This window comes from Micromonospora sp. NPDC049114 (assembly GCF_040648635.1).
GTDB lineage: Bacteria > Actinomycetota > Actinomycetes > Mycobacteriales > Micromonosporaceae > Micromonospora.
The window spans coordinates 445,021-467,330 of record NZ_JBEZEA010000002.1 but is presented as its reverse complement, the minus strand read 5'-3'; the positions used below and the strand labels follow the sequence as shown (position 1 = coordinate 467,330).

The following is a 22,310-nucleotide window of genomic DNA, read 5'->3' as shown; positions in this document are numbered from 1 at the left end:
CTCGTCAGCTCCTGGTCGACGAGTGATCCTGACCGGGTGCGAATTGACATCGTGGTGTTCGACGGCTTCGACGAACTGGACGTCTTCGGGCCTTTCGAGGTGCTCTCGATCGCCGGGTTGGACGTGCGACTGGTCGCCGTCGAGCGGCCCGGCCCGGTCACCAGCATGCGTGGGGTCGAGCTCCGGGTCCCCGACGTGCTGGGTCCGGCCGACGGCGTGATCGTTCCCGGCGGCGGGTGGCTCAACCGGGCCGCCGAGGGCGCCTGGGCGCAGGCGCAGCGCGGTGAGCTTGCGGCGAAGCTTTCCGCGCTGGCGCCGTCGACGCGGTGGATGGCGTCGGTGTGCACCGGCGCGCTGCTGCTCGCGGCTGCCGGCCTGCTGACCGGCCGCCGGGCGACCACCAACCGCAACGCGTACGACGAACTGCGCGGCTACGACGTGACGGTCCTCGACGAGCGCGTCGTCGACGACGGCGACCGTGTCACGGCGGGCGCGCTCACGGCCGGGCTCGATCTGGGACTGTGGCTCACCGAACGGGAACTCGGCGCCGCCACCGCCAACCGGGTCGCTACCGCCATCGAATACGCCCGCGCCTGAGGCTTGCGGCGCGGTGTCCGAAGAGGATCAGCGGCCACCCGCATGGTCGACCCTCTGCCGGTAGAACGGCGCGTCACCTTAACGCGCCGGAAACGCTCCCGGTACCAAGCCTGGGAACGCTCGTCGGACAGTCGAGACCACCGACACGCGAACCGGGGTGACCATGGTCGACAACACCACGAACGCGGCGACGTACGACGGGCCGGTGGGCCGGTCCGGCAACGGTCGGGCCGCGCCCACGCCCCGGCCCGCCCCGGCGACGGCGGTGCACGACGACCCGGCGGACCTCGCCACCATCGGCGTGGAGGAGGAGTTCCACGTCGTCGACCTGCACACCCGGGAGCTGGTGCCCCGGGCCGGGGAACTGCTCGACCGGCTGCCGGCCACGTCGTTCACCGCCGAACTGCACCGCAGCGTGGTGGAGACCAACACCGAAGTCTGTCGCACCCTGGACGAGATCCGCGCCGAGCTGACCCGGCTGCGCCAGTCGGCGGTCCAGGTCGCCGACCGGGCCGGACTGGGCATCGTGGCGGCCGGCACGGTGCCGCTGCGCGCCGACGGCGACCCGAGCGTCACCCCCACCTCGCGCTACCGACGGATGCTCGACGAGTACCAGATGCTCGCCCGGGAACAGCTGATCTGCGGCGCGCAGGTGCACGTCGGTGTCTCGGACCGGGACCTGGCGGTGGCCGTCACCCGGCGGGTGCAGCCGTGGCTGCCGGTGCTGCTCGCCCTGTCCACCAGCTCGCCGTACTGGATGGGTCAGGACAGCGGCTACGCCAGCGTCCGGTCGCTGGTCTGGCAACGCTGGCCCACGGCCGGCGACCCGGGCGAGGTGACCAGCGCGGCCGACCACGAGGCCCTCGTCGCCGAGCTGATCTCCTCGGAGACCATCACCGACCCCGCCATGATCTACTTCGATGTCCGGCCGTCGGCGCACGTGCCCACCGTGGAGCTGCGCATCACCGACGCCAACGCCGACGTGGAGACGATCGTCCTGCTCACCGGGCTGTTCCGGGCGCTGGTGCGCCGGGAGGTCGCCGCCCTGCGCGCCGGAGTCGAGCGCACCGCCGTCCGCCCGCCGGTGCTGCGCGCCGCCGTGTGGCGGGCCGCCCGCTCCGGGCTGGAGGGCGACCTGCTCGACCTGCCCCGCTCGGCGCGGCCGGTGCCGGCCGCCGAGGCGGTCGGCCGCCTGGTGACCGACCTGCGCCCGCAGTTGGAGGCGACAGGTGACGCCGAGCAGGTCCGCGAGCTGACCCGGTACGCGCTGGAGCGCGGCAGCTCCGCGGCGCGGCAGCGACGGGCGTACGAGCGGCGGGGCCGGCTGGCCGACGTGGTCGACCTGCTGCTCGACGAGACGCGGGGCCGGGCGGCGCGTACGCCCCTGCCCGGTGTGCCGCCACCGCCCGCGCTGTCCGCGTACGCCGACGCGGGCGACGAGGTCTTCGGCCCGGACGGGCCGGAGCCGACGTTCCGGCCGCTGCTCGCCGCCCTGCGCACCCTCGGCGCCGCCGGCCTGCGCCAACGTGAGCACGACCGGGACGAGGAGCAGCGCGCCCGGGGCGTGACCTTCAGCGTGGCCGGTGAGGCCAGCACCCGGCTCTTCCCGGTCGACCTGGTGCCCCGGGTCGTGCCCGCCGACGACTGGCGGGCGCTGCGCGCCGGCCTGGTGCAGCGCGCCCGCGCGCTGGACACGTTCCTGCGCGACGTGTACGCCGACCGGGCGGTGGTCGCCGACGGGATCGTCCCGGCCTGGGTGGTGGAGTCCTCGCCGGGTCTGCGTCCCACCGGCGCGCTGATGAGCCGGCGCGGCGCGCGGGCCCAGGTGTCCGGAACCGATCTCGTCCGTGACCCGGACGGCGGCTGGTACGTGCTGGAGGACAACCTCCGGGTGCCCTCGGGCATCGGCTACGCCGTGCAGAACCGGCGGCTGACCCGTGCGGTGCTGCCCGAGCTGCCGGTGCCGGACGACCTGCTGCCCGCCGACGAGACACCCGCGATGCTGCGCCGGGCGCTGCTCGCCGCCGCTCCCGCCGCCGCCGACGACCCCGCAGTGGTGGTGCTCAGCAGCGGCCCGGGCGACCCGGCCTGGTTCGAGCACCGGCTGCTCGCCGACGAGATGGGCGTGCCGCTGGCCGAGAGCGGCGACCTGCTGGTGTCCGACGGCCGCGTCCACCTGGTCTCCGAGGGCCGCCGCAGCCAGGTCGACGTGCTCTACCTGCGGATGGACGAGGACGCGTTGCTGCACGCCCCGGGCGCCGACGGCGTGCCGCTGGGCTGGCCGCTGCTGGCGGCGGTGCACGCCGGGCGGCTCACGCTTGCCAACGCGCTGGGCAACGGCGTCGGCGACGACAAGGCGTTGTACGCGTACGTGCCCCGGCTCGTCGAGTACTACCTGGGGGAGAAGGCGCTGCTCGGCGACGTGCCGACGTACCTGTGCGGGCTGCCCGAGCAGCGGGCCGAGGTGCTGGGCCGGCTCGACGAGCTGGTGCTCAAGCCTGTCGACGGGTACGGCGGCGACCGCGTGGTGATCGGCCCCCGCGCCGAGGCCGAGGAGCTGGACGCTGTCCGGGAGCAGATCCTCGCCGCGCCGCACCGGTGGATCGCCCAGGAGGTGGTCGCTCTCACCACCCACCCGGTCTTCGACGGTACGGCGCTCGCGCCGCGTCACGTCGACCTGCGGGCCTTCGTGTTCCTCGGTGAGACGGCCGAGGTGGCCCCGGTGGCGCTGACCCGGGTCGCGCCGGCCGGCAGCATGATCGTGAACTCCTCGCGGGGCGGCGGGTCGAAGGACACCTGGCTGCTCGGCGGAACCGATCAGCCCCCGGCGTAACTCACGCTTGATGAAGATGACATCGGGACGCAACCCGGTCCGCCAAGCCTGGACCGGTCAGCGGCCCGAGCGGACCGAGCCGATGAGAGGTGTGTGCCATGTGCGGTATCGGAGGCGAATTCCGCCTCGACGGGGCGCCACCGGATCTGGCGGCGCTGGAACGGATGCTGCCCGTCCTGTCCTCCCGCGGCCCGGACGGCGAGGGACGGTGGCAGCACGGCCCGGCGGCGCTGGTGCACCGCCGGCTGCGCATCATCGACCTGTCCGACGCCGGCGCCCAGCCGATGGTCGATCCCGAGTTGGGCCTCGCCCTGGTCTTCAACGGGTGTATCTACAACTACCGGGAGCTGCGCGACGAGCTGACCACCGCCGGCTACTCCTTCCGGTCCACCTCGGACACCGAGGTGATCCTCAAGGCGTACCACAGGTGGGGGACGGCCTGCGTCGAGCGGTTCTACGGGATGTTCGCGTTCGCCCTTGTCGACATGGCCACGAACACGCTGGTGCTGGCCCGCGACCGGCTCGGCATCAAGCCCCTCTACCTGGCCGAGACGCCCGGCCGGATCCGCTTCGCCTCGACCCTGCCGGCGCTGCTCGCCGCCGGTGACGTGGACACCGACCTCGACCCGGTGGCGCTGCACCACTACATGAGCTTCCACTCGGTGGTGCCACCACCGCGCACCATCCTGGCCGGCGTCCGCAAGCTGCCCCCGGCCACCGTGCGGGTGATCACCGGCGACGGCCGCAGCACCGACACCGTCTACTGGCGGCCGGAGTTCACCCGCGCCGCCGCCCCGGTCATGTCCGCCGGGGAGTGGCAGGAACGGATCATGGCGGCGCTGCGCACCGCCGTACGCCGGCGGATGGTCGCCGACGTGCCGGTCGGTGTGCTGCTCTCCGGCGGCCTGGACTCCAGCCTGATCGTCGCCCTGCTCGCCGAGCAGGGCCAGACCGGCCTCGCCACCTTCAGCATCGGCTTCGAGGCGGCGGCGGGGGAGAGCGGCGACGAGTTCCACTACTCCGATCTGGTGGCCCGCGAGTACGACACCGACCACCACCAGATCCGCATCGGCGCGGCCCGGTTCGTGCCGGCCGTGCACGAGGCCATCGCGGCGATGAGCGAGCCGATGGTCAGCCACGACTGCGTGGCGTTCCACCTGCTCTCCGAGGAGGTCTCGCAGCGCATCACAGTGGTGCAGTCCGGGCAGGGCGCCGACGAGATCTTCGCCGGCTACGACTGGTACCCGCCGATGGCCAACGCGGCCCGCGCGGACGCCGTCGAGGCGTACGCCCGGGTGTTCTTCGATCGTCGCCACGACGCGCTCGCCGGGCACCTGGCGCCGGAGTGGATGCTCGACCACGACGCGAGCCTGGAGTTCGTCACCGCCCACTTCGGCACGCCGGGCGCGGACACCGCGCTCGACGCGGCGCTGCGCCAGGACAGCCTGGTGATGCTCGTCGACGACCCGGTCAAGCGGGTCGACAACATGACGATGGCGTGGGGGCTGGAGGCCCGGGTGCCGTTCCTCGACCACGAGGTCGTCGAGCTGGCCGCCGCCTGCCCACCGGCGCTCAAGCTCGCCCAGGGCGGCAAGGGCGTGCTGAAGGCCGCGAGCCGGGGCATCGTGCCCGACGAGGTGATCGACCGGCCGAAGGGCTACTTCCCGGTGCCCGCGATCCGGCACCTGTCCGGCCCGCTGCTCGACGACGTCCGGGACGCGCTGACCGCACGACCGGCGCGCGAGCGCGGCCTGTTCCGCAAGGACTACCTGGAGGAGTTGCTGGAGGCGCCGAACGCCCGGCGGACCACGCTGGGCTCCAACGCGCTCTGGCAGCTCGGGCTGCTGGAGCTCTGGTTGCAGCGGATCGGGGTTTAGATGAGCGTACGGATGGAGGTGCCGCGCCGGGTCCGTCCCGTACGGCACCGGCCGGCGGTGGCCCCGCCTCCCGGCGAGGACTTCGCGCCCGCGCCGTCACCGGACGGCCGACGGGTGGCGTACCTGTCCGACCGGGCCGGAACCCCTGCCGTCTGGGTCCGCGACGTCGACGCGGCCGAGGCCGTCGCGCTGCCCAGCGGCGACGAACCGGTCCTGGCGGTGAGCTGGTCCCCGGACGGGCGATGGCTGGCGTGCGTCGTCGCGCCCGGCGGCGCCCCCCGCACCGAGCTGTGGGTGCTGAGCCCCGACGGCACGCAGCGCCGCCAGGTCGCCGGGTTCGGCCGCCGCAGCGCCGCCCTGGCCGGTTGGCTGCCCGGCGGCGCGCTGCTGGCGGTCACCGAGACCGCCGAGCGGGGTGCCGCAGTGCTCGTCGACGCCGACAGCGGGCACCGGCGGGTGCTCGCCGAGGGCGACCTGCTCACCCTCCTGGACGTCAGCCCGGACGGCGGGTCGGCCCTGCTGCAACGCGGTCCGCGAAACGCCCGCTGGCTCGAACTGCTGGACGTGGCCACCGGCGACCGGGTACGCCTGCTGCCGGACACCGGTCGGGGCAGCACCGACCAGGGCTGGTTCGGCCCCGACGGGACGAGCGTGCTGGCGCGTACCGACGCGTTCGCGGAGCTGGCCGCACTGGTGCGCGTCGACCTCGCGCGCCCGGATCGGGCCCCGACGCGGCTCGCGGCGCGTCCGGACGCCGAGCTGGAACACGTCGCGCTCAGCGCCGACCGGCGCCGCGCCGCGCTGTCGTGGAACACCTACGGCGGGCGCAGCGAGTTGAGTCTGCTGGATCTCGCCAGCGGCGTGCAGCGGGCCGTCGCCGCCCCGGGCGAGGTGCTCGACGGCGCGGTCTTCGCCGCCGACGGCGGCCTGCTCTGCGTCACCGCGCAGGGGCCGGTGCAGCCGCGGGAGGTCTGGCTGGTCGACCCGGTGACCGGCACACCCCGTCCGCTGCGGCCGGACACCGGCGCCGCCCGTACGGGGGACAGCGGTGTCGCCCCGCAGCTCGTCGACCTGCGCGCCCGCGACGGGTTGCCGCTGTCCGGCTGGCTGTACCGCCCGCCCGGCCCGGGTCCCTGGCCGACGGCGATCAGCCTGCACGGTGGCCCGGAGGCGCAGGAGCGTCCCGGCTACAACCCGCTGTTCCAGGCCCTCGTCGCGCAGGGCGTCGCCGTGTTCGCGCCCAACGTGCGGGGCTCGTCGGGCTTCGGCCGCACCTTCGTCGCCGCCGACAACCTCGCCGGCCGCTACGGGGCCATCGCCGACGTGGCGGCGTGCGCCGACCACCTGATCGACAGCGGTGTCGCGATCCCGGGCCGGCTCGGCTGCCTGGGCCGCTCCTACGGCGGCTACCTGGTCCTCGCGGTGCTGGTGAACTTCCCGGGGCTGTTCGCCGCGGGTGTGGCCGAGTGCGGCATCTCCGATTTCCGCACGTTCTACGCCGGCACCGAGCCGTGGATCGCCGCCGCGGCCGTCAGCAAGTACGGCGACCCGGTGCGCGACGCCGACCTGCTGCGGGACCTGTCCCCGATGACCCGCATCGACCAGCTCGACGTGCCGCTGCTGCTCATCCACGGCGCCAACGACACCAACGTGCCGGCCGGCGAGTCGGCCCAGGTGGCGCAGGCCCTCGCCGCGCGGGACGTCCCGCACGGGCACCTCGTGCTCACCGGGGAGGGGCACGACTTCCTGGCCCGCGACAACGCCGAGGCGGCGCGTACGGCCACCACCGCCTGGCTCACCCGGCACCTCGCCGTGGCGGCGGCCACCCTCGGCTGAGGCGTTATCCTGCGCCGGTGGACGTCACGGCGCAGGGTGAGCGGCTGGCCGCCGACCTGGGCCGGTGGCTGGCCGACGTGACCTTCGTCGACCTGGACGCCGACGAGGTGACCGCGCTGATCATCGACGCGGTGGCGCGGTGGGGGCAGGAGCACCGCTGGCGGGTCTACCGGCGCGCACCCAGCGTCGTGCCGCTGCCGCCGCCCATGCACCAGCGGCACTCCGTCCTCGACGTGGCGTGCGCCCGACCGGACGGCCCACCGGTGGTGATCGAGGTCGACCACACCGACCGGGCGCGTACGGTGCAGAAACTCGCCGTCGAGGCCGACGCCGGCCGAATCCCGATCTGGGTGCGCTGGGGCGTGGGCCGCTTCACCGCGCCGCCACCGCCGGTGCGGATGGTGACCGTCGAGGTGACCCGCCGCGCCGGGCCGGCCGGGCGCGGACGTCTGCACAGCCGCACCGGCGACCGGCCCGCGCCCGCGCACTCGTCAGGCGGCGGCACGGCGGCCCCGCAGGCGCTGCCGATCCCGCTTACCGACCCGCTGACCGACCCGCTTTAAGGACCCGCTTTCGGCCCCTCGCAAGGGGACCTGAAGCGAATCGTAAGCGGGGCTCGGCAGAGTTCTGGGTGTCACCGGAGCACACGACACACACCCAGGAGATTCCGATGCGCAAGCTCATCAACTCGACCTACCTCACCCTCGACGGCGTCATCGAGAACCCGATGTGGACCGCGCCCTACTTCGACGAGGAGGCCGCCGCCTTCGCCGGATCGCAGACCGAGGACGCCGACGCGCTGCTGATGGGTCGGGCCACCTACGACGGCTTCTCCCAGGCCTGGCCGACGATGGACGAGAGCGACCCGAGCACCGGCGCGGCGTTCTTCAACAACGTCAAGAAGTACGTCGCCTCGACCACCCTCACCAACCCCACCTGGAACAACACGGAGGTGCTCCAGGGGGACCTGGTCGAGGCGGTCGCGAAGCTCAAGGCCCAGGACGGCAAGGACATCGTCCAGTACGGCTACGGCTCGGTCACCGCGCAGCTGGTCAAGGCGGGCCTGATCGACGAGGTCCGGTTCTGGATCCACCCGGTGCTGGAGGGCGGCGCCAGCCTGAGCACCCCGCTCACCGACGTGAAGGCGACGTTCGAGCTGATCGACACCCGGGTGCACAAGAGCGGCGTGATCATCGCCTCGTACCGGCCGAAGTCGGCGAGCTGAGCGGCTGAGCGGCGATCAGAGCTGGGCCCGGGCCTCGCCCGGGCTCAGCTTCGCGCCCTCGGCGGCCAGCGCGTCGAACCGTTCCCGGCCGAGCGCGGCGAGCACCCGTTCGGTCACGCGGTCGGTGTCGTCGCGCTCGGCGGGCGCGGCCGGAGTGCCGGCGGCCTGCCGGGCGGCGGCCGCGGCGCCGAGCAGGCGGGCCGCGACCTCGGGCGAACGCACCGCCGACGCCATCCCTTCCAGTGGGCCGAGCGCATCGCGTGCGGTGGCCATCGCCTCGGCGACGTCGAACGCCTCGAGGTGCAGGGCCAGCGCGGCGGCGGGGTCGCCGCTCTGCTCGAGGGCGTAACCCAGCTCGACGAGGACCATCGGCAGGTAGAGCGCCGGCTGGGCCTCGCTGCGCCCCTTCTCGGCGAGGCGGGTGAGGTGGGTGGTGGCCAGGTCGAGCTTGCCGTCGCGGCGGGCGGCGAAGCCCAGGCCGAGCTCGGCGAAGACGATCGCGCTCGGCGAGCCCTGTTCCACCGCCAGCTGGTACGCGCGTTCGGCCAGCTCCCGGGCCTGCGCGTAGTCGCGGGTCTGCACCGCGAGCCAGGCCAGCCAGGACAGCTTGCCGCCCACGTGCGGCCACAGCCCCAGCTCCTCGGCCCAGCGCAGCCCTTCGCGGTGCAGGGCCGCCGCGCGTTCGTACTCACCGCGGATCTCGGCCAGCCCACCCACCCAGTCGCTCGCCTGCAGGCGGCCCCACCGGTCGTCCACCTCGGCGAACAGCGCGGTGCTGCGCGTCGCCGCGCTCTCCAACGCGGCCAGGTCACCGCCGGCGTGCGCGATCATCGCCCGGGAGCTGAGCACCGCGGCCTCGGTCCACGGATCGGTGGTGGCGGTGGGCAGCAGCTCCGACGCCAGCGGCAGGTCGCTGCGCTCGAGTACCGCGTTCGCGGCGAACCAGACGGCTCGGGCGTCGGTGACACCGGCGAGGGCGGCGCGCACCTCGGCCGCTGGGATCTGCTCGCCCTGCAACAGCGCGAAACCGGTCCGCCAGGCCGCGGCGCGGCTCTCCTGCGTCGGGTCGCCCGGCGTCGCGAGGGCCCGCCGCGCCTCGGTGAGCCGGCCCCGCAGGTACCAGTACCAGCTCAGCGCGACGGCCAGCCGCAACCCGCCGCCGTGCGCCAGCGCCGCGCGCAGGTTCACCGTCTCCGCGTCGAGCAGCGCCAGCCACCGCTGCTGCTCGGGGCCGCGCAGCTGCGGGTCGGCCTGCTCAGCCAGGTCGGTGTAGTACGCGGCGTGCCGCGCCCGGGTGTCGTCGGCGTCGACCAGGTGCTCCAGGCAGAACGCGGCGACCGACTCGAGCAGCCGGTAACGGGGGCCGGCGCCGGTGTCGTCCAGCACCACCAGCGACCGGTCCACCAGGCGGGCCAGTGTGTCGAGGTCGGTCCGGCAGACGACCTCGGCCGCCTCCGGGGTGCAGCCGTCGCCGAACACCGCGAGCCGGGCCAGCACCGCGCGGTCGCCGTCGTCGAGCAGGTCCCAGCTCCAGCCGATCACCGCGGTCAGCGTCCGCTGCCGCGCCGGCACGTCACGCTGCTGCGTGGTGAGCAGCCGGAACCGGTCGTCGAGCCGGTCCACCACACCCCGCAGGCCGAGCGCGCGGACGCGGGTCGCGGCCAGCTCCAACGCCAGCGGCAGGCCGTCCAGGCGACGGCAGAGCTGCGCGACCGCCGCCGCGGTGTGCTCGTCGAGACGAAAGCCGCGGTGCTGGGCGGCGGCGCGGGCGGCGAACAGCCGGGCCGCCGCCGAACGCCGGACCGCGTCCGGGTCGCTGTCCGAGGGCAACGACAGCGGGGGTACCTCCCAGAGCAGCTCCCCGGTCAGGCCGAGCGGCTCCCGGCTGGTGGCCAGCACGCGCACCCCGGGCGCGTCGCGCAGCAGCCGGGCCACCAGCGCGGCGACCGGCTCGATGACGTGTTCGCAGTTGTCCAGCACCAGCAGCAGGTGCCGCGACCGCAGCGCCGCGACGAGTCGGTCGGTGGCCGACAGGCTCGTGCCGGCGGCCTCGCGCACGTCCAGCGCGCCGAGCACCTGCTCGGCGACGCCCGGGTCCCCGGCCGGCAGTGGCGCCAGTTCGACCAGCAGAACGCCGTCCGGAAAGGACTGGGCGCGGGCGCTCTCGGTGGCCAGTCGGGTCTTGCCGACGCCGCCCGGCCCGATCAGCGTGACCAGGCGCTGCGCGGGCAGCAGGGCCCGCAGCTCGGTCAGCGCCTCGGCCCGGCCGACCAGCTCGTCGAGCTGGGCCGGCAGGCTGTTGCGGATGATCGCGGCCTTGGGCGGCGCGCTCAGGCCGGCGTCCTGTTCGAGGATCCTGCGGTGCAGGGCGACCAGTTCGGGGCCGGGGTCGAGGCCCAGCTCGTCGGCGAGCCGGTCCCGCAGGTCGGCATAGCTGTCCAGGGCCTCGGACTGGCGGCCGGCGGCGTACAGCGCGCGCAGGTGCACAGCCCGCAGGCCCTCGCGCAGCGGGTGTCGTGCGACCAGCTCGGCCAGGTCGGCCGCGACGAGGTCGTGCTCACCCCGGGCCACCCGGGCCTCGGCGAGCCGCTCGTGCACGGCGAGGCGCTGCTCGGCGAGTCGGGTCGCCTCGGCGCGGACGAACTCGGCGTCGGCCACGTCGGCGTACGCCTCGCCACGCCACAGTCCGAGCGCCTCGGTCAACCCGTCGACGTCGGTGTGCCGGGCCAGCTCGGCGAACCGGTCGGCGTCGACCGTGTCGGCCCGCAGCAGGTAGCCGGGAGCGCGGGACTCGACCAGGTCGCGGGCGCCCGGCTCGGCGTCGTTGAGCGCCTTGCGCAGCTGCGACACCCGCACCTGGAGGGCGCCGGCGGGGTTGGCGGGGGAGTCGTCACCCCACAGGTCGTCGATGAGCCGGTCGGCCGAGACGACCTGGTTGCGGTTGGTCAGCAGGTCGGCCAGGAGGGCGCGCACCTTGGCGCCGGGCACCACCACCGGCTCGCCGGCGTCCGTGGTGACGGCGAGCGGCCCGAGCACCCCGAACTGCACGGCGGACATCCTATCGCCGGTAAGGCGACCTGAAGCAGACCGTAAGCGGGCCGGCGCACCGTGTGGGCATGGAGATCTATCACGAGACACATGGCAGTGACGAGGGCCGGCCGCTGGTGCTCATCCACGGCGCGCTCTCGGGCATCGGCACCTCGTTCGGCACGATCCTGCCGTTGCTGGCGAAGTCGCGGCGGGTGATCGCCGTGGAGTTGCAGGCGCACGGCCACACCCCGGACGTCGACCGTCCGCTGACGGTGGAGCACTTCGCCGCCGACGTGGTCGAGCTGCTGGACCGGCTGGGTGTCGAGCGGGCGGACGTGTTCGGCTGGAGCATGGGCGCGGCGGTGGCGCTGCGGCTGGGGACCGACCACGCCGAGCGGGTCGGGCGGCTGGTCCTCGCCTCGGTGAGCTTCGAGGACGACGGCCTGCACCCCGGGCTGCTCGACGGGATCCAGGATCTGCGGCCGGAGCACCTGCACGGCTCGGAGTTCCACGAGGAATACCTGCGCACCGCGCCGGACCCGGCGGGCTGGGCCAACCTGGTCACCAAGATGAAGGTGCTGGACGCGAACCTGCCGCGCTGGACGCCCGAGCAGATCAAGGCCCTGGCCGCGCCCGCCATGATCGTGCTGGCCGACTCGGACATCGTCCAGCCCGAGCACGCGGTGCTGATGTTCCGGCTGCTCGGGGGCGGGGTGCCCGGCGACCTGACCGGTCTGCCGGCCTGCCGGCTGGCCATCCTGCCGGGCACCACCCACACCACGATCCCGCAGCGCGCCGAGTGGCTGGCGCCGATGATCGACGAGTTCCTGACCGAGGCCAGCTCGCAACGCTAGAGCGCGCTCATCTCCGCACCTCGCCCCACAAAGTCGATCATGGACTTGTGGTGGCCGTTCTGGCGGCAAATGTCTGTCTCGTGCACCACCACAACTCCATGATCGACGGGTCGGGGAGGGCTATCGCTCTTCGGGGGAGCGTCGGAGTCGCAGCCAGCTGCGGCGGGGGGTATCTGGGGATGGAGAGTGGAGGACGGCGGACGTTCGGGTCGCGCCCTTTGCTCTGCTTCAACCCACGCAACAGTTTGGGTCTCCCGGTGTTGCGCGGGTTGAAGCAGAGCAAAGGGCGCGATGGGCAGGTGCCATCCACTAGCTGCTGCCGTGACATCAGGGGCGAAAGCCGCGTGCCGGCCCGCCCAGAAGCGCAAGACCGTGGGAGTGGGCGGGTCAGGTCTGGTCGGGGGCAATGAGTCGATAGGCAGGCTGCTCGGCGGGCTGGCGCGATGATCGACGAGTTCCTGAGCGACGTGTGACACCAGCGCCGGAGTGGCTACTTCTCGAGAAGCAGCGCTTCGGCGCCCACCGGTCGGAAGCCGGCCGCCTGGAAGGCACGCACGCTGCGCGCGTTGCCGGCGGCCTGCTGCGCCCAGACCGGCTGGCCGTCGGGCACCAGGTGCCGGGCTGCCGTCGCCAGCGCCCGGCCCAGGCCCCGGTGGCGAACGTTCTCGTCGACCTCGATCGCCGCCTCCCAGCGACCCGCCACGCCACGGCCGAGGACTACCACGCCGCCCTCGGCCGCCCAGACGCGCACGTCGTCGCGACGCCTGCGCGCCCTGGCCTCGCGGGGGTGATCGGTGTCGGTCAGCTCGCGCAGCGCCAGCGGGGGCGCTCCGGCGAGCGGGGCGGCGACGGTCAGCAGGTCGATGGTGTCCGTCGACCGTCCGGTGCGGTCGAGCAGCGCAGCCAGGAAGCGCGGATTCATCGTGGCTGCCAGCGAGTCGCAGTCGAGGGCGGCCAGGGTGCGGCGGACCCAGTCGGGGTCCTCGTCGGTGAACACCACGGAGTGGGCGGTGAACGCGATGACTCCGGCGTCCCGGGGGCTGTGCTGCGGCACGATGGTGGTCCCGCCGTCCGGGGGCGGGAAGTGCCCGCGTGCTGCCGCGTCCAGGACGTCGGCCAACGTGCTGCCCACGATCGTCGCCTCCTCGGGTTGCGCGCCACCGTCCATTCTCGCCGGGCCGGCCCGAAGTTCGCCGCCCTGTGGTCATGGCGTGGGGCCGCCGGACCGGGTAGAAACACCAGAGAGCGCTCTCACGCCCCAGCTGCGCCGGGAGTACCACCCGGTCGCGGAGAGGACGAACCACATGACAACCCCGTCCCGACGTATCCTCCTGCTCGCCCTTCTGGTCACCACCGCCCTCGCGGCGAGCGGCACCCCTGCCACCGCCGGCCGCCCGACGCACGGCGCACCCGACTTCGGACCGAACGTGACGATCTTCGACCCGACCATGCCGGTCGGCGAGATCCAGCAGACCCTCGACGCCGCGCACGCCCGCCAGGTCGACAACGAGATGGGCACCGAGCGGCACGCCTACCTGTTCAAGCCGGGCGCGTACGGCACTGCCGAACAGCCGTTGCAGGCCAAGGTCGGCTACTACACCGAGGTCGCCGGCCTGGGCGCGTCGCCCACCGACGTCGCCGTCAACGGCAAGATCGAGGTCTACAACCGCTGCCTGGCCGACGGCGGCACCGGCAACTGCCTCGCGCTTGTCAACTTCTGGCGCACCCTGTCCAACCTCTCGCTCACCGTCAACGCCGCCAGCCAGGACGGCTGCCGGTCGACGGCGAACTTCTGGGCGGTGTCCCAGGCGGTCTCGATGCGCCGGCTGAACATCACCGGTGGCGGGCTGTCCCTGATGGACTACTGCACGGCCGGCCCGCAGTTCGCCAGCGGCGGCTTCATCGCCGACTCACGGCTGCCGGCCACCACCAACGGCTCCCAGCAGCAGTGGCTCACCCGCAACAGCGAGGTCGCCGGGTGGTCCAACGCGGTGTGGAACCAGGTCTTCGCGGGCGTCGAGGGCGCACCTGACGACGCCACGTTCCCGGACCCGCCGTACACCACCCTCGACACCACGCCGGTGAGCCGGGAGAAGCCGTACCTGTTCGTCGACGGCAAGGGCCGCTACAACGTGCGGGTGCCGTCGGCGCAGCGCGACAGCCGGGGCGTCTCGTGGGCCGACGGCCTGACCCCCGGGCGGACTCTTCCGATCGACGACTTCTTCATCGCCAAGCCGTCCGACCCGGTGCAGGTGATCAACAGTCAACTCGCGCGCGGCAAGCACCTGCTGCTCACCCCCGGCGTGTACGACATCGCCCGCAGCATCGAGATCCGCCGGGCCAACACGGTGGTGCTCGGCATCGGCCACGCCACCCTCACCGCGGTGAACGGCGCCGTCCCGCTCGACGTCGCAGGAGTGCCCGGTGTGATCGTCGCCGGCGTCACGATCGACGCCGGCACCGTCGAGTCGCCGGTCCTGCTGCGGGTGGGCCGTCAGCACGGCCGCGACGCCAGCAGCCCGGCCAACCCGACCACGCTGTCCGACGTGTACTTCCGCGTCGGCGGCCCGCACATCGGCCGGACCAACACGGCGCTGGAGGTCAACAGCGACAACGTGCTCATCGACCACACCTGGGTGTGGCGTGGCGACCACGGCGTCGAGGGCTTCACCGAGGGCGTCAACGGCGACACCGACCGCTGGCGCACCAACACCGGCCGCTACGGCGCTGTCATCAACGGCGACCACGTGACGGCCACCGGCCTGTTCGTCGAGCACTTCCAGCGCTACAACACCGTCTGGAACGGCGAGCACGGCACCACGATCCTCTACCAGAACGAGCTGCCGTACGACCCGCCGACGCAGGCTGACTGGATGAACGGCCCGGTCGAGGGCTACGCCGGCTACAAGGTCGGGGACCGGGTGCGCCACCACGACCTCTACGGCGGCGGGGTGTACGTCTTCAACCAGAACAACCCGTCGATCCACACCGAGAACGGGTTCGAGGTGCCGAACCGGCCAGGTGTGCGGCTGCACCACATCATGACCGTCAACCTCAGCGCGGGCACCATCGACCACGTGGTCAACGGTGTCGGCGACGCGGCCGACACGACGAAGGTCGGCGTGCCGGTCTACATCGCGCAGTACCCGGCGTCGTAACGCTTCCGGGCGTACCACCGAAAGGGCCGGCGCCGGTGTGCGGCGCCGGCCCTCCGCGTGTGCCCGACCGTGACGCTCGGTTCCTTCCGATCCCCTGACTTACATTTTCATCGATCAGTCGCACTCTTGCGGGACGGCATCCACTGCTGCCACGATGGCCGTCAATGCCTTCCGTCCCGAAGGAGTGGTCCCCATGGCGGTCTCCCGCCGCAGGTTCGTCACGTCCGTGTTGGCGGGCTCCGCCCTCGCTGCCGCCTCCACCACCGAGCTGCTCACCACCCTCGCCAGCCCCGCGTCCGCCGCCAGCCCGGTCGGGGACGTGGTGGGCAAGGTGACGGTCGGCTACCAGGGCTGGTTCAGCGCTCCCGGCGACTCCGCGCCCATCGGCGGCTGGTGGCACTGGAGCCGCGACCGCTTCCAGCCGCCGTCGCCGTCCAACACCACGATCGTGTCGTGGCCGGACATGCGCGAGTACACGCGCAGCTATCCCACCGCGTACCCCAACCTCGGCAACGGCTCGCCGGCCACCCTCTTCTCCTCCTACGACCAGCAGACCGTGGACACCCACTTCCGCTGGATGCAGGAGTACGGCTGCGACACCGCGGCGCTGCAACGGTTCAACCCGACCGGCGACGAGGGACCGACGCGCGACGCGATGACGCAGAAGGTCCGCTCGGCGGCCGAGCGCTACGGCCGCAAGTTCTACATCATGTACGACGTCACCGACTGGCTCACCATGCAGTCGGACATCAAGACCGACTGGACGACGAAGATGTCGGCGCACACCGCGTCGAGCGCGTACGCCCGCCAGAACGGCAAGCCGGTCGTCTGCATCTGGGGCTTCGGCTTCAGCGAGCCCAGCCGGCCCTTCACCCCCGGGCCGTGCCTGGAGGTCATCAACTGGTTCAAGGCGCAGGGCTGCTACGTCATCGGCGGCGTGCCCACCTGGTGGCGGCAGGGCATCGAGGACTCCCGCGCCGGCTTCCTCGACGTCTACCACGCGTTCCACGCCATCTCGCCGTGGATGGTCTACCGGGCCCGGACGGTGGAGGAGCTCGACTCGTACTACAACAACGTCAACGTCGGCGACATGGCCGACTGCGCGGCACGCGGCATCGACTACCTGCCCTGCGTGATGCCCGGTGACCTGGCCGGGGGGCACCGCAAGCACGGCGACTTCTACTGGCGGCACATCTACAACATGGTCCGACTCGGCTCGCAGGGCCTGTACGTGTCCATGTTCGACGAGTACAACGAGGGCAACCAGATTGCCAAGACGTCCGAGACGCAGGCCACCACCCCGGCCGGCGCAAACATCCGGGCCCTGGACGAGGACGGCGTGGCCTGCTCGTCGGACTACTACCTGCGCATCACCGGCGACGGCGGCCGGATGCTCAAGGGCCAGATCGCCCTCACCGCCGTACGTCCGACCCCGCCGACGGTCGGCACCCCGCCGCCGGCCAGCGGGAACCTCGCCGCCGGCCGGTCCACCTCGGCGAGCAGCCAGAACGGCTCGTTCGCGGCGTCGAACGCGGTGGACTCCGACGCCAACAGCTACTGGGAGAGCGGCGGTGGCTCGTTCCCGCACTGGTGGCAGGTCGACCTCGGCGCCAGCCAGCAGGTCAACAAGCTCGTGGTGCGGCTGCCCGCCAGCTGGGGCGCGCGGACCCAGACCATCACCGTGCAGGGCAGCGTCGACGGCAGTTCCTTCTCGACAATCGCCGGGGCCTCCGCGTTCGCCTTCGACCCGGCGACGGGCAACACCGTCACGCGCACGCTGACGACCACCACGGCCCGCTACGTCCGGCTGAGCATCGCCGGCAACACCGGCTGGGCGGCGGGCCAGCTCTCCCAGGTCGAGGTGTACGCCGCCAGCGGCACCACCGACAACCCGCCGAGCACGCCGAGCGGCCTCACGGTGACCGGCAAGACAGCGAGCAGCGTGTCCCTGGCCTGGACGGCATCCACCGACGACAAGGGCGTGACCGGCTACCAGGTACGCCAGGGCGGCACGGTGGTCAGCACGGTCACGGGCACCACGGCGACCGTGAGCGGGCTCGCCGCGTCCACCGCGTACACCTTCACGGTCGTGGCACGCGACGCCGGCGGCAACACCTCGGCGGCGTCGAACGCGGTCACCGTCACCACCGACGCCCCGGCCAACTCCGACCTCGCCCGCGGCCGATCCACGAGCGAGAGCAGCCACGTCCAGAGCTACGGCTCGGGCAACGTGGTCGACGGCGACGCGAACAGCTACTGGGAGAGCGCCAACAACGCCTTCCCCCAGTGGGTGCAGGTCGACCTGGGCGCGACACGCACTGTCGGGCGGGTGGTGCTCAAGCTGCCGCCGTCATCGGCCTGGGGTGCTCGGACGCAGACCGTCGCCGTGTCGGGCAGCACCGACGGGGGCAGCTTCGGGACGCTGGTCGGGGCCGCGGGGCGGACGTTCGACCCGTCGACGGGCAACCAGGTGGCGCTGACCTTCAGCGCCGCGCAGACCCGCTACGTGCGGATCACGGTGACCGGTAACACCGGCTGGCCGGCCGGGCAACTGGCGGCACTGGAGGTGTACGCCAGCTGACCGGACGTGGGGCGGCCGCCGGACGCCGACCGGCGGCCGCTCCTTCCGTCAGCGCCGGACACCCACAGGGCTGTCCGAGAACCCCGGCCAGGTCAGGCCAAGCCGCTACGCGGCCGCCTCCGGCGAGCCTTGCCCCGACGGAGAACCTCGGGCAGGGGCGAGCCTGCCCGACCGAGGAAACCCCCCAGCGCAGGGGAGCGTGAGCAGCCAACAACCAGGCACAATCCGACCGTGCCGATCACGATCAACAACTACCGAGAACTGTTCGCCAACATCCGCAAGCGCCCCAGAATGTGGCTCATCCGAGAAGATTTCGCCACCGTCGTGGCCTTCATCGAAGGGTGCAACCAGGCATACGCAGGGAACTTGCTGACCGGATTCCAACCATGGCTAGTGACGCAAGCCGGCTGCCTCGACAACCACGTCTGGTGGAGCATCGTCGCTCACCTAACCGAACCCACCGGTCCCAAGAACTTTCGCGACATGGACCACGACCTCGACGCCCGCACCGTCGAGACCCTGTTCGACCTACTCGACGAGTTCCTGGAACTACGCGATGAGCACGACGGCCTGAACCGTATTTTCGCCGCTCACGAGCAGTGGCGCCGCCTCCGCGAACAGAACGGATGCAACGCCACCGACGCACCTACCTGCCCCACCGTCTCATGGCCCAGAGCCGCAAGCCGGATCAAGCCAAATAACCCCAGCCTTGACATCGACCATTGAGACTCGTCCGATAGGGCGCTCCACCTTGCCCCGTCCGGGGAGGCTGGACGGTCTGGCGACTGCCCGACGAGGAGATCCGCCACCACTGGCACACTCCCCACATGACTTACGACCTGGCGGTGTGGGAGGGCGAGCAGCCCGCAGACGATGTCGAGGGCGGGCGCATCTTCAGCCAGATCTACGACGACTACATCGACGCGGACCACGATAGGCCGCCGACTCCTCGCATCCGGGCCTACGTCGACGCGCTGCTCGACCGGTGGATCGACATGACCGAGGACGAAGAGGATGTGAGCCCTTGGTCGGACGGCCCAATGATCAATAACGCTTCGGGACCGATCATCTACTTCGGCATGCGCTACAGCATGTGTGAGGAGGTGTCTGCCGAGGCAGCGAGGATGGCCGCGGACCGAGGTCTGATCTGTTTCGACGTCCAGTGGGACCGTCTCCGACCGGGCCAGTAACGAGTCTCCCTAGCGGGCACCACGGGCACGAACTGTCAACGCGTCAGGTTCCCTCGGGGGGCGATTCCGGCATTTGGGCCGGTTGAGCACGCTCTTCCAGACTGACGGTGCGGTGAGGGTGGCCGTTACTAGAGAGTGTGCAGGTCATCGATGGTCAGCTTGATCGCGCCGGCCTCTTCCCAGACCGTCACCTGCAAGGTCATGTCGCTTCGCCCTTCCTCCTGAGACCACAGGTCGACATCGACTTTCCAAACGTCGTGGCCAGCAAGGAAGTAGGCGTCGACGTGGTGCCACGCCTCGGGCGGCATTGGGATGAACGTTGCGGGGTACTCGCGGGCCCAGACGCCCAGGTCGTGGCCCGACCGCGAGTAGTCCCGCGCTAGGCCGTCGAAATCGCCAGCGGCAATCCGTTCGACCACCTGCTCGATGATGGGCCTGAACCGGGCTGGAAGATCCGCAGCAGTCACCGGTCGAGTATGAGAAGCGGGGACGACGGCTGTACACCCATCCGTACAGCCAAGCCGGCCGACAGACCGGAGCGAGAAGCGGCAGCGGCCGACAGACCGACCAGGTCAGCCGCAGCAGCGGACGCCCGTCGATAGACCGCATGATCTTTAAAATGTGGGGGTCCGGTGGAAGGCTCCTAGCGTGACCAGCAGCTACATCGAAGGCACGGGGCTTGACTTAGACGAGGTCAACCGCTTGTTCCAACGGATCCTGGTTGCGGACCGCGCCTACGAGGCGGCGGCCGACCTCTGGGAGGAGGTGGGGCCTCCGGAACTCGACGACGCGCTGAGGATGAGTCTGTACCTCCAGTGGGCGGCGTTCACTGACTGGGTGGAACTCAAGCCAGAGGAAGAGGAGAAGGCGAGCCTAGAGATGGTTCGTGCGGCTCAAGAGTGGCTGGCTCTGGACCTCGCGGACGACGCGGCGTTGGACCGGTACTTCGATCACTGGCTTTACGCGGTTCTTGGGTACGCTCGCAGGTCGGCATGACATCGGCTGCGCATCGCCTCGGCCCCGACGTGCCAGTCCGCATCTGGTCCACAAGAGGTCGACGGACGGCGAGGGAGCGGTGAGAGGTGTCGAGAGGCGTTTCCGCTGTTAGGAGCTGACTTTGGCACGTCGCAGGATCACCCATCTTGGTCTCGTAATGCGTAGGCCACCGCACCTTCTTATCAGGGCGTTTCTAGGGCGTCAGGGGCGCCGGCCAGGGTTCTAGACTTCCCGCGTGAGTCCGTCCTTCGGGTTAGCCGAGACAACTTCGCAGCGTCATCTGCAAGATGCCCTACCCCGTCGCTGGCTTCATGTGAAAGCAGTGGCGGCGAAGGCGGAAGGGCTTGCGCGCCTGGTCGGAGATGATGCGGAGTTGCTAACGGCGGCTGCTTGGCTGCACGACATCGGGTATGCCCCCGACGTCGCCGACACGGGCTTCCACGCGCTTGACGGTGCGCGATGGCTTCGGAGTCATGGCTTCGGAGACCGTGTCGCTGCTTTGGTTGCCCACCACTCCTGCGCTGTCTATGAGGCAGACGAGCGCGGTCTGGGACAGGCTCTAGCCAATGAGTTCCCGCGCGAGGAGACGGCGACCTCGGATGCTCTCTGGTACGCGGACATGACGACTGGCCCGGACGGGCAGGATCTCACCGTCGATGAGAGGCTGGCGGAGATTCGGCAGCGCTACGGGCCGGACGACGTCGTGACGCGGTTTTGGCAGAGAGCTGAGCCAATGCTCCAAGACGCCGTACGCAGGACCGAACGTCGCCTGTCAGCTCAGCCGATGTAGGGGACCGGGCGCCGCTGCAATCCGTGGTCGACCCTGAGCCGCATCGAAGGGTGCATCGGGAGTCGGTCCAGATGGTCACGGGCCACCCACACCACGGACGAGGACTCATTGCTGGTCGTCGGATCACCGGAAAGGTACTGGGCGCGGAAGCAGATCGAGAACTGCTGCCGTACCTCGCCGTCGCTGTACTCCACCACGTGCCGAGGGTCGGAGTAGATCCCGACGATCTCGGTCACCTCGACCTCGATGCCGGTCTCCTCACGCGTCTCCCGCACGGCTGTCTCGGCGATGTATTCGCCGAAGTCCTGAGCGCCGCCCGGCAGCGCCCAGAGGCCGTTGTCGGTCCGCTGGATGAGCAGCACCCGGCCCTGGCCGTCCTGGACGAAGACCGTCACTGCGACGACGATCCTGTTCGGCCTGGGAGCTTTCGGGTTGTCGAAGTGCTCGATCCGCGCCATGGCTCCAGCCTGTCAGTGTTCAGGCCACACAGCCCGCTTCTGCCCGAGCACGCGGTTGAAGCTGGCGACGTAGCTGTCGAAGAGGTCCCCGCCGCCGAGACGTCGCAGGTGGAGCACCGGTGAGTACGCGGCCGGTGTGCCGTAGAGATGAGTGTTGACCAGCATCTCGTCGTCGAAGCGGTAGATGGAGTTGTAGAGAATCGTGTCGTGGAAGTAGATCCCGACGTTGTCCAGATCCCGAAGCTCCTTGTAGAAGGCCAACGCGTTCAGGATCTTGTTGGACATCGCTGGGCCGATGCCCTCGGCGTTTCCACGCTCGGCGATGTGCACGCCCTCCGGGTCGCCGAATAGCAACTCCACCTGCGCTCCGGCCAAAGCCTTCTCGCGCAGGGTCGCGATCCAGCGGTGGTTGAACTCGGGCAGAAACAGCCCTCCGTAGACCAGGACACCAACCTGCCGGGTGGCCTGCTCCAGAAGCCGCTGCCAGAGATCGGTCGGAACGGCTCCGCGACGCGGGTAGATGTGGACCAGTTCTGACTGGCTGATCTGCACGGCTCGCTGCGTCGGAAGCGCATCCGGCCAGAGATACGACTCGCTCTCCTCCAGTAGCTCAGCGATGGAGTGGCGATAGCGCGGGTACGGGATGCGAGCCTGGGTGACCCACCGCTCGACAGTCTTCGGGTCGACACCGACTCTCTCGGCAAGTGCCGATGCCGTCAGGCCCTTCTTGAGCATCCCGTTGCGAAGGCGGTCGTTCGGCATCGCGTCTCCTGCTCACTCGGCTCGGGGACGGCATCGGGGACGACTCACCCTAGCAAGGACGTCCCCATTCGTCCGTAACTCACGGTGAAGTCGTCATCACGAGTTCGCAGAGCCTGAATTCAC

General features: G+C 71.4%; 18 protein-coding genes. 13 read left to right on the top strand and 5 right to left on the bottom strand.

Annotated elements, in window-relative coordinates:
* The first annotated feature begins 36 nt into the window (after positions 1-36).
* From AB0B39_RS09790 to AB0B39_RS09765, 6 genes are all read left to right on the top strand, one after another.
* Positions 37-597 carry a DJ-1/PfpI family protein gene (locus tag AB0B39_RS09790; protein ID WP_357574028.1) on the top strand — a complete coding sequence of 187 codons (561 nt, stop codon included), beginning with the start codon at positions 37-39 and terminating at the stop codon, positions 595-597.
* A 163-nt stretch (positions 598-760) separates the two neighbouring features.
* Positions 761-3,430 carry a carboxylate--amine ligase/circularly permuted type 2 ATP-grasp protein gene (locus AB0B39_RS09785; RefSeq protein ID WP_357574375.1) on the top strand — a complete coding sequence of 890 codons (2,670 nt, stop codon included), beginning with the start codon at positions 761-763 and terminating at the stop codon, positions 3,428-3,430.
* Between the two features lie 98 nt (positions 3,431-3,528).
* On the top strand, positions 3,529-5,307 hold the full coding sequence (locus AB0B39_RS09780) for an N-acetylglutaminylglutamine amidotransferase (protein WP_234583762.1): 1,779 nt from the start codon (positions 3,529-3,531) through the stop codon (positions 5,305-5,307).
* Positions 5,308-7,143: a prolyl oligopeptidase family serine peptidase gene (locus tag AB0B39_RS09775; protein ID WP_357574027.1), complete on the top strand. Its 1,836-nt coding sequence runs from the start codon at positions 5,308-5,310 to the stop codon at positions 7,141-7,143.
* A gap of 17 nt (positions 7,144-7,160) precedes the next feature.
* Positions 7,161-7,706 (top strand): hypothetical protein, encoded by a 546-nt coding sequence (locus AB0B39_RS09770; RefSeq protein ID WP_357574026.1) that lies wholly within the window; start codon positions 7,161-7,163, stop codon positions 7,704-7,706.
* Positions 7,707-7,813: 107 nt separating this feature from the next.
* Positions 7,814-8,368, top strand: coding sequence for a dihydrofolate reductase family protein (locus AB0B39_RS09765; protein ID WP_357410352.1), 555 nt, complete (start codon positions 7,814-7,816; stop codon positions 8,366-8,368).
* Positions 8,369-8,383: 15 nt separating this feature from the next.
* Here the strand turns inward: AB0B39_RS09765 and AB0B39_RS09760 are convergent, their stop codons facing one another.
* Positions 8,384-11,425, bottom strand: coding sequence for a BTAD domain-containing putative transcriptional regulator (locus tag AB0B39_RS09760; RefSeq protein ID WP_357574025.1), 3,042 nt, complete (start codon positions 11,423-11,425; stop codon positions 8,384-8,386).
* A gap of 59 nt (positions 11,426-11,484) precedes the next feature.
* On the opposite strand from AB0B39_RS09760, the gene AB0B39_RS09755 reads away from it, so the two are divergent.
* On the top strand, positions 11,485-12,252 hold the full coding sequence (locus AB0B39_RS09755; RefSeq protein WP_357574024.1) for an alpha/beta hydrolase: 768 nt from the start codon (positions 11,485-11,487) through the stop codon (positions 12,250-12,252).
* A gap of 490 nt (positions 12,253-12,742) precedes the next feature.
* On the opposite strand, the gene AB0B39_RS09750 is transcribed toward AB0B39_RS09755, so the two are convergent.
* A complete protein-coding gene (locus tag AB0B39_RS09750) occupies positions 12,743-13,384 on the bottom strand; it encodes a GNAT family N-acetyltransferase (RefSeq protein ID WP_357574023.1) in 642 nt (213 codons plus the stop codon).
* A gap of 172 nt (positions 13,385-13,556) precedes the next feature.
* Between AB0B39_RS09750 and AB0B39_RS09745 the strand changes: the two genes are divergently transcribed.
* The 4 genes from AB0B39_RS09745 (at position 13,557) to AB0B39_RS09730 (ending at position 19,181) form a co-directional block, all read left to right on the top strand.
* Positions 13,557-15,410 (top strand): adenylyl cyclase, encoded by a 1,854-nt coding sequence (locus AB0B39_RS09745; RefSeq protein WP_357574022.1) that lies wholly within the window; start codon positions 13,557-13,559, stop codon positions 15,408-15,410.
* Positions 15,411-15,603: 193 nt separating this feature from the next.
* Positions 15,604-17,991, top strand: a complete 2,388-nt coding sequence (locus tag AB0B39_RS09740) for a discoidin domain-containing protein (protein ID WP_357574021.1) — start codon at positions 15,604-15,606, stop codon at positions 17,989-17,991.
* 231 nt (positions 17,992-18,222) lie between these two features.
* Entirely contained in the window at positions 18,223-18,717 is a 495-nt protein-coding gene (locus AB0B39_RS09735) for a hypothetical protein (protein ID WP_357574020.1), read from the top strand.
* Between the two features lie 101 nt (positions 18,718-18,818).
* A complete protein-coding gene (locus tag AB0B39_RS09730) occupies positions 18,819-19,181 on the top strand; it encodes a hypothetical protein (RefSeq protein ID WP_357574019.1) in 363 nt (120 codons plus the stop codon).
* A gap of 128 nt (positions 19,182-19,309) precedes the next feature.
* Here the strand turns inward: AB0B39_RS09730 and AB0B39_RS09725 are convergent, their stop codons facing one another.
* A complete protein-coding gene (locus AB0B39_RS09725; RefSeq protein WP_357574018.1) occupies positions 19,310-19,648 on the bottom strand; it encodes a hypothetical protein in 339 nt (112 codons plus the stop codon).
* A 181-nt stretch (positions 19,649-19,829) separates the two neighbouring features.
* Between AB0B39_RS09725 and AB0B39_RS09720 the strand changes: the two genes are divergently transcribed.
* Together AB0B39_RS09720 and AB0B39_RS09715 are read left to right on the top strand one after the other, a co-directional pair.
* Positions 19,830-20,177, top strand: a complete 348-nt coding sequence (locus tag AB0B39_RS09720; protein ID WP_357574017.1) for a hypothetical protein — start codon at positions 19,830-19,832, stop codon at positions 20,175-20,177.
* A 235-nt stretch (positions 20,178-20,412) separates the two neighbouring features.
* Positions 20,413-20,967 carry an HDIG domain-containing metalloprotein gene (locus AB0B39_RS09715; protein WP_357574016.1) on the top strand — a complete coding sequence of 185 codons (555 nt, stop codon included), beginning with the start codon at positions 20,413-20,415 and terminating at the stop codon, positions 20,965-20,967.
* On the opposite strand, the gene AB0B39_RS09710 is transcribed toward AB0B39_RS09715, so the two are convergent.
* Complete coding sequence (locus tag AB0B39_RS09710) at positions 20,955-21,425, bottom strand: NUDIX domain-containing protein (RefSeq protein WP_357574015.1); 471 nt, start codon at positions 21,423-21,425, stop codon at positions 20,955-20,957. The two genes, AB0B39_RS09715 and AB0B39_RS09710, sit on opposite strands and share 13 nt — an antisense overlap.
* A 12-nt stretch (positions 21,426-21,437) precedes the next feature.
* Positions 21,438-22,187 carry a helix-turn-helix transcriptional regulator gene (locus tag AB0B39_RS09705; protein WP_357574014.1) on the bottom strand — a complete coding sequence of 250 codons (750 nt, stop codon included), beginning with the start codon at positions 22,185-22,187 and terminating at the stop codon, positions 21,438-21,440.
* Positions 22,188-22,310 lie beyond the last annotated feature (123 nt).